Genomic DNA, 12,096 nt, shown 5'->3' on the forward strand with positions numbered 1-12,096 from the left:
CTGAAAATAATAGTTCACCATTTCATCTCTTGATCTAATCCAAGCATTAATACTTAGTATAGTCACAAGTTTACACCTGTCTAAAATCGGCTTTTGACCCGGCTGTCCGTCTGGCCTTTAACACTGTCGTGTGGTCAAAAATAAGAAATAACTTATTTCGTATGTTCTTATCGAACGCCAAGATGCGTTCTCCAAAATTAGTGTGATGTATGAAATAGCTTCTTGTTATCACGAACTCAGTATATCCATTTTGAAATTTCTTGTCAATATATTTTTAAATATATTAAACAAATTGTTTCATATTAATAAACTTATGCTATAATTTTAAAGAGGTGAGACTTATGTATAAAATAGATTCATTTTCTTATCAATGTGGTATTATGGATTGTTTTAATGAAATGGTAAAAGCCGGTTTAAAGCCGATGGCTCTGGCACATCCTTTTAAAACGCCGCAGGAACGTGAAGTATTTATTCCCTTTGTTAACCAAATAACAAAACAATATGAAAACTATTATTACTTAGATAATGACCCTTTAATCACTGATTTATTTGCTGCATCATTAAACCTGAATACGTACAATATTATTTTTTATCGTGATGAAGCAGCCATTGAAAAATATAAGGAATTAAAGGAAGCAAAGAAACAGGCTATTGCGAATAAGCATTATCAGGAAGTTAGAGAAAACATTGCCTATAAATTTGGTCGTTTGCTCGGTTATCCTGATTCTCATATTCAAAGGTATATTGAAAACAATAATGAAAAGGAGGAGTATTAATGTCAGGCATTATCGTGACCAATCAAAAAAAGCTTATCGCCCATCATAAAGATGAGCACAAACCGTATGAATATTATAAATATGAGGTCACTCCTCGCCAGGATTTTTCGCAGGCATATATCTGCTTTTATGAAATACCACCACAAAAATATAATTATCCTCTGCACTATCATGATTTTAATACAGAAGCATTTTATATCATCAGTGGTGAGGGATTATTAATTACAGAGGAAGAATCTACTTCAATCAAAACCGGAGATATTATCGTGTGTCCCTCTGGCAAAAAGGGCGGACATCAATTATTTAACAGTTCATCTTCTGAACCACTTACTTATGTTGATTTTGATACGACCCATTCCCCTGATGTCTTGCATTATCCACATTCTAAAAAAATTGGTATTATTGAACATAATGTTTCAAGTCAGTTTTATAAAGAAGAAGAACAAGCGGATTATTACGAAGGGGAATAAAAAAACTTAGTCAAGAATTCTCAAACCAAAGAATTCTGCTAAGTTTTTATTTTGTTATATAATCCATAAATTTTCTATTTTTAGATAAGGTTTCAAATAAAACAGCCCCGATGAGTAAAACTGCCAATTCTCCTATCCAAACATAGACTGCGTTAATGATAAATGGAAACCCAAATGCCAAATGCAATTCAAATCCAATGATTACACCGGTAATGAGAGCCCCTACAAATGCAGCTAAATATTTATTTTTCATTTTATACATTGCAATGCAGACCAACAAAGTACTGAATGTTCCAAAAACCATATCAAACCATCCTAAAGTAGAGGGAATATTAGCAATAAAACATCCAATGACTAAACCTGGTATATATTTCTTATTATAAAAGGCTAAAAAAACTATGATCTCTGATAGTCTAAATTGAATTTCAGAATAGGCTAATGGTGCAATCGCAAGTGTAAAAACTGTATAAATACAAGCTATAATCGCATTTTGGGCAATTAATTTCGTATTAAATTTCAACAAATTCGCTCCTTTCAGTTTTTGTTTCCACTTGTATGTCACCTCATTGAAAACATAATTATTCTAGCGAGTTCTTTTTCTTTTGTCAATAAAAAAGCAGCTATTAAATAGCTACTTGCAGACACAAACCGGCCCCGGTATAGAGAGGTGCTGATCTAAACAGATTAATTCATCATTTCCGATTTTCATGACTTCTAAACGGTTTTTATTCTGACTTGCAACCACCAGATAGTTTCCGATTACATTAAAATCACGAGGATTTTCTCCTACCTCATAAAAACCGATTAATCCAATTTTTCCGGTTTCCTGACTTATTTTATACATGGCAATGGAATTATGTCCTCGATTTGAAACAAACAAATACTTTTCATCCTCACTCATACGGATCGCAGCAGCTGAGCTTGCTTTGTTAAAGCCATGAGGCAGACAGGAAATTTTTTGTCTTAAGACAATCCCGTCACTGCCACAGTCAAATACCATAATGTTATTAGCAATTTCATTGACTAAATACGCATGTTCTCCATTACTAGAAAAAATCATATGACGAGGACCGCTGCCTGGCAATACATTGATGCAAAGATTCTCGTTTTCTTCAATCTTTCCGTCTCCATAATGATAGAGAACAATCTTATCACTACCAAGATCTACACTGTATAAATATTTTTTCTCCGGTGTAATTCCAACGTAGTGAGGGTGTGGCTGTGTTTGACGTTTAAATAAATCCGGTCCCATCCCTCGATGATAAACAACGCATGTTTTTTCTACCACCTTATGATCTTCCAATCGATAAACTACAGTTGTTCCAATATGATAGTTAGCGGCATAAATATAATTTTTATTTGGATCTAAACAAAGATGTGTATATGATCGTCCATGAGAACTGCAATGGCTTAATTCTTTCAAAGTATCTCCCACTACTTCAAAACTGCCGATTCCTCCTCCATTAGGCTTTTTAGTCGCATTTTTATATGCAACATACAAATACTGATCTTCTTTTATCAAGTAAGAAGCAAAATCCGTTGTTTCAATTTTATTTTTTAAGTCTAAGTGTCCTGCTTCATCAATACTGCAAACATAGATTCCTTTTTGCTTGCCATAACTTCCTACGTAAAACGTTGTCATCGTTTTCCCCCCTTACTAATTTAATTATATCAATTTATCCCTTAAAAAGATAACTATTTTAAAATTTATAAACAGGAATTGCCTGTCCGTCACAGCGCGGATCACAACCACCTTCTAAATGATCCTCAAATACTTGTATAATTTCACTTGCTCCACTAGCACTATATTTTGGAATCAATACAATATCATGTCCCATCTTTTTGAGTTCTTCCACTATTTCCTCGGAAATATTTTCTTCTATTTCTATCTGGTGTTTCCCATTTTTATAATTCGCACGCCACTTGATAGAATCCACCGTCTCAAATGCATTTTTCTTTTCATCAATTAAATTGCTGACCATCTGCATATTCCACATAACCTGATAATCACCGCCTGGGGTATTCCCAACATATTTTAAATGTTCATGATCAAAAATCATCCAAGTATTTAATGTATGCACTGCTTTTTTTCTTGTTTCAATGCAGTTTGGATGTCCATGATGCGTGTTCAACCCAACGCCCGCACGGTTGTTTAATAGGATTCCTGTTCCATCAACAACTTCCATGCTTCCCCAAGTTCCGGCGACACTCAAAATAAATGAACATGCATTTCCCCATTGATCTACTACAACAAAAGAAGTGGTATGTCCATTGTTTTGTGCATAGGGATCATCAATCTCGTTATTTGCTTTGTTTAAATCAATTTGACCAGCTAATTCTTTTGAACGTTCTGCTGATAATTCTTCTTCGATATTATTAAACGTCGTTTCACGATGATGAAACGCCAGTTTTTTTGCCTCAATTTGCACATGAAGCTTTTGTGTCGAGGTCAATGATGCCATATCGATCTGATTTAAAATTGCCAATTCTTGTAAGTGTACATAGCCTTGAGATACCGGCGGTGTCTGAAAAACATCATAACCTCTATAATTGATTTTTATCGGCTCAATAATTTCACATTGATAATGATTAAAATCATCTAATTCAAAATACCCTCCATGCGTTTTGCTGTACTGAACGATTTTTTTAGCTAACTTTCCTTTATAGAAACCATCATTTCCATGTTTATTCAAATATTCTAAACTTTTTGCGTAGTCCTCGTTGATTAATTTATCTTCTGAGGTCATCGGTTTACCTTTATTTAAGTACAAACGTGATGCATTATATTTTTTTAATTCAGAAAGATCTGTATGCATATGTCTTTCTACTTTACTCGGAACATCAATTCCTTCTCGTGCATATCTGATGGCATCTCCTGACAGTTCTTCAAACGGCTGTGTCCCCCACTGATCTAAAGCCGTAAACAATACACTTACACACCCTGGAACCGTAACCGATGTCATACCATGCTGCTGTATAGGTGTTTTAATATCATAGCGTTTTGGTATTTCACCACTCCCATTTACTGCATAAAGCTTCTTTGAGTGTTTATGATAATACAACATAAAAGCATCTCCGCCAATTCCGCACATATCAGGCAGAACGACTCCGGCGCTTAATGCCATTGCAACGCTGGCATCAATGGCATTTCCTCCGTTACGCAATACTTTTATTCCGGTTTCACTAATCAGCCAATGTGCTGATGACACCATCCCATTTTTTCCCGTGACTAGCATTCCCAATATCCTCCTTTAAAGTTCTATTTTATTATACTATTGTATTCTTCTTTCTTTATTGTTTTTCAGAATTTGAACTTGAGGATAAAAAATAATGCCTAAAGGATTTTCCTTTAAGCACTATTTATTTTATTTAATTGATAAATGATATTCCTGTAAAGATTTAACTTCATGGCTGCCATGAATTTTCATTTCCATAATTCCTTCTAATGAAGCTTTTGCTGCAGCAATATTTGTTACGTATGGAATTCTCATTTTAATGGCATTTTTACGAATATAACTATCATCATCTGCACTCTGTTTTCCATGAGGAGTGTTGATAATCATTGCTAATTCTCCATTTGTTAGGGCATCCATAATATTTGGTCTGCCTTCATGAATCTTTTTAATTTTTTCAACTGGAATTCCGTTTTTAGAGATTAAATCATAAGTATGCCCTGTTGCAACCAGTGTAAATCCAGCATCATAATAACCTTTTGCAAGATCAACCACTTGAGGCTTATCTAAGTCATTAACACTGATCAAAATTTTTCCCTCAGTTGGCAAAATAGTTTTAGCTCCTTCAGCGGCTTTATAGTAAGCAGCACCATATGATCCGCCCAATCCTAATACTTCGCCTGTTGATCTCATTTCTGGTCCTAAGATCGGATCTACTTCCGGGAACATATTGAATGGGAATACCGCCTGTTTAACACCGATATGCGGAATTTTTTTCTCTTTTAATTCCGGTACCGGAGACGCTCTTCCTGTTAATTCTCTGGTAATAATGTCGGTCGCAATTCTTACCATGTTGATATTACAAACCTTAGATACTAAAGGTACTGTTCTTGAAGCTCTTGGATTAGCTTCTAACACATAAACTTTATCATCTGCAATAGCATACTGCATGTTCATTAATCCACGAACATTCATTTCTTTTGCAATCTTTTTGGTATATTCTTTAATTGTCTCTAAATGACGCATTGGAATATGTTTAGAAGGCAGGATACATGCTGAATCTCCAGAGTGAATTCCAGCTAATTCGATATGTTCCATAACTGCCGGAACAAATACATTTTCTCCATCACTGATGGCATCTGCTTCACATTCCATTGCATTGTTCAAGAAACGGTCAATTAAAATTGGACGATCAGGCGTAACTCCTACAGCCGCTTTCATATATTGTGTTAAGCTTTCATCATCATACACAACTTCCATTCCACGTCCACCTAATACATAAGATGGTCTTACCATCAATGGATAATGAATTCTTTTAGCGATTTCTAATGCTTCTTCAACATTGACTGCCATTCCTGATTCCGGCATTGGAATATCAAGTTTTTCCATCATCGCATTAAATAAATCACGATCTTCTGCCATATCAATTGTTTCCGGAGTTGTTCCTAAGATGTTAACTCCGTTTTCTTTTAACTGAGCCGCTAAATTAAGTGGTGTTTGACCTCCAAATTGAGCGATAACACCTACAGGTTTTTCATTATCATGAATGCTCAATACATCTTCCAATGTCAACGGTTCAAAATACAAACGATCTGATGTATCATAATCTGTTGAAACTGTTTCAGGATTACAGTTAACAATAATTGTTTCAAATCCTAATTTCTTTAAAGCCAATGTAGCATGAACACAGCAATAGTCAAATTCGATACCCTGACCGATTCTGTTTGGTCCTCCACCTAGGATCATTACTTTTTGTTTGTCATGATGAATATGGCTTTCATCAGCACTGTTATATGTAGAATAATAATAAGAACTATCTTTTGTACCACTTACGTGAACTGGAAGCCAAGCTTGTTTAATATTATTATCTAATCTTTCTTTTCTGATTTCTTCTTCTGTAACATCTAAAACCTGACTTAGATATTTATCTGAAAAACCATTTTGTTTTGCCTGTTTTAATACTTCTGCAGGTAAAGATTTACCTTTATAAGCTTTAATTGCTTCTTCTTCCTCAACCAACTCTTTCATTTGTTCAATGAAATAATGTTTAATTTGAGTTAACTCGAATAATTCTTCAACAGTAGCTCCTTTTCTTAAAGCTTCGTACATGATAAATTGTCTTTCACTTGTTGGAGTGGCTAACATTTGTAATAGTTCATCTTTTGATAAGTTGTTGAAATCTTTTGCATAACCTAAGCCATATCTTCCGATTTCTAATGAACGAATTGCCTTCTGGAAAGCTTCTTTGTATGTTTTACCAATACTCATAACTTCTCCAACAGCCTTCATTTGTGTTCCAAGTTTATCTTCTGCTCCTTTGAATTTTTCAAAAGCCCATCTTGCAAACTTAATAACGACATATTCACCATCTGGTACGTATTTATCTAAAGTGCCATATTTTCCACATGGAATATCTTCTAATGTTAACCCGGCTGCCAACATAGCTGAAATTAAAGCAATTGGGAATCCGGTAGCTTTGGAAGCTAATGCACTTGAACGTGAAGTTCTTGGATTAATTTCAATAACAACAATACGGTCAGATACTGGATCATGAGCAAACTGAACATTTGTCCCCCCGATAACACCGATGGATTCAACAATTCTAAATGCCTGATCTTTTAAACGATCTTGTACTTCTTGAGAAATCGTCAGCATAGGAGCACTACAGAATGAATCTCCCGTATGAACACCTAATGGATCGATGTTTTCAATAAAACATACTGTAATCATATTATTGTTGGCATCTCTTACTACTTCTACTTCTAATTCTTCCCATCCTAAGATTGACTCTTCAATCAAACATTGGTGAACTAAGCTTGCTTGCAATCCGCGAGATACAACTGTTTTCAACTCTTCCACATTGTAAACAAGTCCTCCTCCGGCTCCCCCCATTGTGTATGCAGGTCTAACAACAACCGGATATCCTAATGTTTCAGCAATCGCTAATGCTTCATCAACAGTATTGGCAACTTCACTTCTAGCCATCTCAATATGTAATTCGTTCATCGCCTTTTTAAATTCCAGACGATCCTCGCCTCTTTCAATCGCATCAACTTGTACTCCTAATACTTGTACATTGTATTTTTCCAGTACACCTGCTTCATTTAATTCTGAACAGAGGTTCAACGCTGATTGTCCACCTAAGTTTGGCAGCAATGCATCGGGTCTTTCTTTTTCAATAATTTGGGTTACCCTTTCCAAATTTAAAGGCTCAATATACGTTACATCGGCAATCTCAGGATCTGTCATGATCGTTGCTGGATTTGAATTAACTAACACGATCTTATAACCTAAGCTTCTTAAAGCTTTACAAGCTTGTGTACCTGAATAATCAAACTCACAGGCCTGTCCAATAATAATCGGTCCTGAACCAATAACTAATACGGTATTAATGTCTTCTCTCTTTGGCATAATTTGTCCTCCATTTTCTTATATTTAATTCACAAAAAAACATATCAAATAAAATGATATGTCTATTAAATGAACTATAAAAAATGAGGAAAACAGAAGTGTTTTTTCAAATTGAATGCTAATGCACGATCTAATAAATACTTCATTCTCCTCATTCCTTTCTTATTCTTATACATTATAGTAGAATTGTATCAAATATGCAACAACAAATTAAACAAAAGTCACGATCCATAAAAAAAGCAGGAATCCCTGCTTAATCTTGGTTTACGGTTTTAATTTCCAATCCATTTTCTTTAAATCCGTCAATAATCTGTTTAATATGTTTTTCACCATTTGTTTCACAAGTTACACGCAGTTCTACTTCGGAGAAACGAGGAAGATTAATAAACTGGTTATGTTCAAGACTAATTACATTAGCATTTAAAGCTGCCAATAAATTAGAAACTTTTGCCAATTGCCCTGGAACATCAGGTAATTCCACAGTAAATGTAAAAATTCTGCCTCTGGCTACCAACCCTTTATTAATCATAGAAGAGATATTCTTCACATCAATATTTCCGCCGCTGATTAAACATACGACTTTTTTATTTTTAACATTAAGTTTCTTTAATGCAGCCAATGAAAGTATACCTGAGTTTTCCGCAACTAATTTATGCTTTTCAATCAGAACCAGAAAGGCTTTCATTAAATCATAATCTGATACTGTTACAATTTCATCAACATATTCACGAATATATTGAAAAGGAATATCCCCTATTCTTTTTACCGCTGTACCATCAGCTATCGTAACTGCATCTTTTAAAGTAACTACTTCATCCTGTTCAATAGCTGCTAAAGCACTGGCTGCTCCATCGGGTTCCACACCTATAATTTTCACATGAGGATTCATTTGTTTTGCGGCACAGGCAATCCCTGAAATTAATCCGCCTCCGCCTACAGGAACTAAAATGATATCCGTATTCGGCAATTCTTCTAAAATCTCCAGTGCGATCGTACCTTGCCCTTCAATAACATCCTCATCGTCAAAAGGATGAACAAAGGTATAGCCGTGTTCTTTCTGCAATTCACAGGCTTTACCATAAGCTTCATCATAAACCTCTCCATACAATACAACATTGGCTCCATGAGAAGCTGTTGCTTCAACTTTGATCAGCGGCGTATGCGCGGGCATTACAATCGTAGCGTCTACATTTGCTTGATGTGCAGCATAAGCTACTCCTTGAGCATGATTTCCCGCAGAAGAAGCTATCAAGCCTTTTTTCTTAAGTTCTGGATCCATTTTTGAGATTTTATTATATGCCCCCCTTAATTTGAAAGACCCTGTACGCTGCAAGTTTTCCGGTTTAATATATACATCATTGCCACTTTCATTAGAAAACGGTTCACTGTAGATTAACGCTGTTTTCACCAAAACCGGATCTAATCTGTTTTTGGCTTCCTTAAAATTTTCTAATTTAAGCATAAAATATCCCCCTCGTTTTTTAATAGTATAGCACAATACCCTTATTAAAAAAAGAGTCTAAAACTGACCGATTTAGACTCTATTTTGCCTTGATCTGATTGATTTCTTTCTGATATTCATATCCATTATCCATTAGAATACGAATGATTTCTTCATAGCTTTCCCCTTTTGTTTCAATGATGGTTTCCAATAACATATCATCATCTCTAAGCATCATATTCAACATACTTACCAAAATATTAATATCTCTAGGCAAACTCATTAAAATTCAATCCCTTCGATTAATTGGCTCAGCATATAGGCAATCCCATCTTCGTCATTGCTAAGCGTTACTTTATCTGCTTTTTCCTTTACACCATCCACAGCATTTCCCATTGCTACACCTACTCCGGCATATTCGACCATTGATAAATCATTATAACCATCACCAAACGCAATTACTTCTTCTTGCTTGATGCCTAAATGTTTTACTAAGCAATCTAACGAGGCTGCTTTATCAATATTTTGAGCCATGATTTCAATATAAAAAGGTGCCGAACGATAAATGCTTAACTGTCCGTCATAAGGAGCTTTAAATTCGTCTAAGATACTTGCTACATAGTCAGGATCTGCAGCTAACAATACTTTATTTACAGGGAAATCAATGAACGCAGTTAAATCATCAATTTGGCGTAACCCCATATCATTTAATTTCGCTTCTCCTAATACATAGCTATTATCTGACTGATCAGAAATTAAATCCTGATCCAGATAAGACATAGCCGCTAAACGATATTCTTTTGCACGCTGAATCATTTCTTTAGCTTGATTAACTGTCAATGCTTTTTCATAAATAATTTCACCTGTTTTATAATCATTGACCTTAGCCCCATTAAAAGATAATAGATACCCTTCATATTTTTCTAATTCTAATGCTAACGCTTCATGACGCAATCCAGGTGTAGGGCGTCCAGAGGCTAATACTACCTTAATCCCTAACTCTTGACATTGAATCAGTGCTTTTCTTGTTTTTTCAGAAATTGTATTCTGACTGGTTTTTAATGTTCCATCTAAATCTAATGCAATCAGTTTATAGTTCATGTTAAGTCCTCCACTTCTTTAATATCAAAACACGAAACTATAAAATTGTCAAAAGAAATATTAGCGGGCGTAGCTGATGATTTTATTTGTTGTCTGATATCCTATGATAGGCAAATGAAGTGTATATTCTGTTTCTACTTGATATAGTTGCTCTTTAGGATAAAATTCTAAATCATGATCTATTGTGCAATCCGTATAAGTGACACGATATTTCTCTGAGTTCGCCATTATTTCCATAATTCCCTGGTCAAAATGACTTTGTGATATTTGTGCGATCATATAGTGATGATAATTATAAGCTGTATTAATCTGTGATGCTATATTAAACAGTCCCATAACCAATACAATAAAAAAAGTAATTAATAAGCTATCCACAAACCATTCCACTGATATTTTCATTCGTCCACCCTCACATCTACAATTTTATCAGCCCACTGTCCATTGCTGTTTTTTACTGCAAAACGCACTTTGTAATACCCTTTTTCTTTAATATTAATATTATCATAAATCTCTACATTCTTTGAAATATCCCCATCTATTTCATCTGTTGCCAATACAAAAGATTTAAGATCGTAATCTTCATTTAACTTCAGTGCAATTTTATCTGCATGAATCGAAAGAGCAGAGTACTGAATATCCGGTGTTATAAATTCATTTGTTGTTAGCGTAGGCCGATTGTTCATCTGTAGAAGAAATTGTGTAAAGCCATATAAAAACAACGTGCATAAAACAATATAGAGTGCTAGCTGGCTTGCCTGCTTTATACTAAAATCCATTATATCAGTCTTCCAATCATCATTTTTACAACATCCCCAAACAAAAGAAAATGTATTCCTTTCAAAAAAACAATCGTAATAACCATTGCAATCAGTAAATCGCAGAAATTCTCAAAAGTATAATCCATAACTAAAACCGATGAACATTATTAACACATTGATACGCAATCGTTAATAATCCGCCGTATAAAATTAAATTCATGATTAGCTCAAATCCTTGTTCTAAAGAAAATTTCATAATTATCCTCCCATAAGTGTATTCGATAACATATTGGCAATTAATAAAATATAGATACTTAATAAAAATAGCGGTACAGAATTAATTGCACCAATAAAAAATAAGTTCTGCTCCTGTGAATGTTGACGATTGCTTGTATTGATTGCATTAAGACGTTTATGTAAAACAGCAAATTCACTGATCATCAATGATTTATCTAAGTAATTAAATTGATATAAATCCAACATCAGTTCATTAACATCTGATAATTTATACTGTGATAAAAACTCAATATAACTTTGCTGATTCATTGGGTCTTTTTCAATTTTATTTACCAAAATTTGTAAATCTTTTTTAATAGAGTTGGGACAAGTCATCAAAGATTTTTTCAATGTGTTCGGTATATTATTCGATAAAATCAATACTTCCAGTGAAGACAGCCATAAGGGAAAGTCTGCGGATACTTGTTCTGTTTTTTGCTTAACCTTAACTTTTATATAAAAATAGGGAATTTTGTATCCTACCCAAAATGCTCCTATCATACCATAAATAAAAATAGGTTTATTAAATACAATTGGTCTGCAAATAAGCATATAGCCGCTTATCCATAAACCTATGCATAACCCCCCTATGATTAAGCGATGCTTAAAAAACTTCTGCATACTCGTATTAGAAATTATTAAATAATCATTTAAGTTTCTTTCATTGAGTCGAGATAACCATTTCATTCT

At 34.3% G+C, this 12,096-nt stretch carries 12 protein-coding genes; 2 read left to right on the plus strand and 10 right to left on the minus strand.

What is annotated here, in order from left to right:
• The first annotated feature begins 341 nt into the window (after positions 1-341).
• Entirely contained in the window at positions 342-776 is a 435-nt protein-coding gene (locus tag BN1225_RS01360; RefSeq protein WP_041138030.1) for a hypothetical protein, read from the plus strand.
• Complete coding sequence (locus BN1225_RS01365) at positions 776-1,246, plus strand: cupin domain-containing protein (protein ID WP_041138031.1); 471 nt, start codon at positions 776-778, stop codon at positions 1,244-1,246. Before BN1225_RS01360 ends, BN1225_RS01365 begins: the two co-directional genes overlap by 1 nt.
• A gap of 46 nt (positions 1,247-1,292) precedes the next feature.
• On the opposite strand, the gene BN1225_RS01370 is transcribed toward BN1225_RS01365, so the two are convergent.
• From BN1225_RS01370 to BN1225_RS01415, 10 genes are all read right to left on the minus strand, one after another.
• The gene (locus tag BN1225_RS01370) at positions 1,293-1,766 is read right to left on the minus strand and encodes a QueT transporter family protein (protein ID WP_197066516.1); all 474 of its coding nucleotides are present in this window, start codon (positions 1,764-1,766) and stop codon (positions 1,293-1,295) included.
• 111 nt (positions 1,767-1,877) lie between these two features.
• Entirely contained in the window at positions 1,878-2,888 is a 1,011-nt protein-coding gene (locus BN1225_RS01375) for a lactonase family protein (protein ID WP_041138033.1), read from the minus strand.
• Positions 2,889-2,946: 58 nt separating this feature from the next.
• Positions 2,947-4,482: a gamma-glutamyltransferase family protein gene (locus BN1225_RS01380; RefSeq protein ID WP_041138034.1), complete on the minus strand. Its 1,536-nt coding sequence runs from the start codon at positions 4,480-4,482 to the stop codon at positions 2,947-2,949.
• Positions 4,483-4,611: 129 nt separating this feature from the next.
• Complete coding sequence (gene carB, locus BN1225_RS01385) at positions 4,612-7,830, minus strand: carbamoyl-phosphate synthase large subunit (RefSeq protein WP_041138035.1); 3,219 nt, start codon at positions 7,828-7,830, stop codon at positions 4,612-4,614.
• A 253-nt stretch (positions 7,831-8,083) separates the two neighbouring features.
• Positions 8,084-9,292: a threonine ammonia-lyase gene (gene ilvA, locus BN1225_RS01390; protein ID WP_041138036.1), complete on the minus strand. Its 1,209-nt coding sequence runs from the start codon at positions 9,290-9,292 to the stop codon at positions 8,084-8,086.
• 79 nt (positions 9,293-9,371) lie between these two features.
• The gene (locus BN1225_RS01395; RefSeq protein ID WP_041138037.1) at positions 9,372-9,554 is read right to left on the minus strand and encodes a DUF4250 family protein; all 183 of its coding nucleotides are present in this window, start codon (positions 9,552-9,554) and stop codon (positions 9,372-9,374) included.
• Positions 9,554-10,372, minus strand: a complete 819-nt coding sequence (locus BN1225_RS01400; RefSeq protein ID WP_041138038.1) for a Cof-type HAD-IIB family hydrolase — start codon at positions 10,370-10,372, stop codon at positions 9,554-9,556. Before BN1225_RS01400 ends, BN1225_RS01395 begins: the two co-directional genes overlap by 1 nt.
• 60 nt (positions 10,373-10,432) lie before the next feature.
• Positions 10,433-10,771 carry a hypothetical protein gene (locus BN1225_RS01405; RefSeq protein ID WP_041138039.1) on the minus strand — a complete coding sequence of 113 codons (339 nt, stop codon included), beginning with the start codon at positions 10,769-10,771 and terminating at the stop codon, positions 10,433-10,435.
• Positions 10,768-11,148 (minus strand): immunoglobulin-like domain-containing protein, encoded by a 381-nt coding sequence (locus tag BN1225_RS01410; protein WP_041138040.1) that lies wholly within the window; start codon positions 11,146-11,148, stop codon positions 10,768-10,770. The genes BN1225_RS01405 and BN1225_RS01410 overlap by 4 nt, the downstream gene beginning before the upstream one ends.
• A 240-nt stretch (positions 11,149-11,388) precedes the next feature.
• Positions 11,389-12,093 carry a hypothetical protein gene (locus tag BN1225_RS01415; RefSeq protein ID WP_052466187.1) on the minus strand — a complete coding sequence of 235 codons (705 nt, stop codon included), beginning with the start codon at positions 12,091-12,093 and terminating at the stop codon, positions 11,389-11,391.
• Between the last annotated feature and the right edge of the window lie 3 nt (positions 12,094-12,096).

Origin of the sequence: Beduini massiliensis, from assembly GCF_000829905.1 — a bacterium.
In the GTDB taxonomy this organism is placed as follows: Bacteria; Bacillota_I; Bacilli_A; order Erysipelotrichales; family Coprobacillaceae; genus Beduini; species Beduini massiliensis.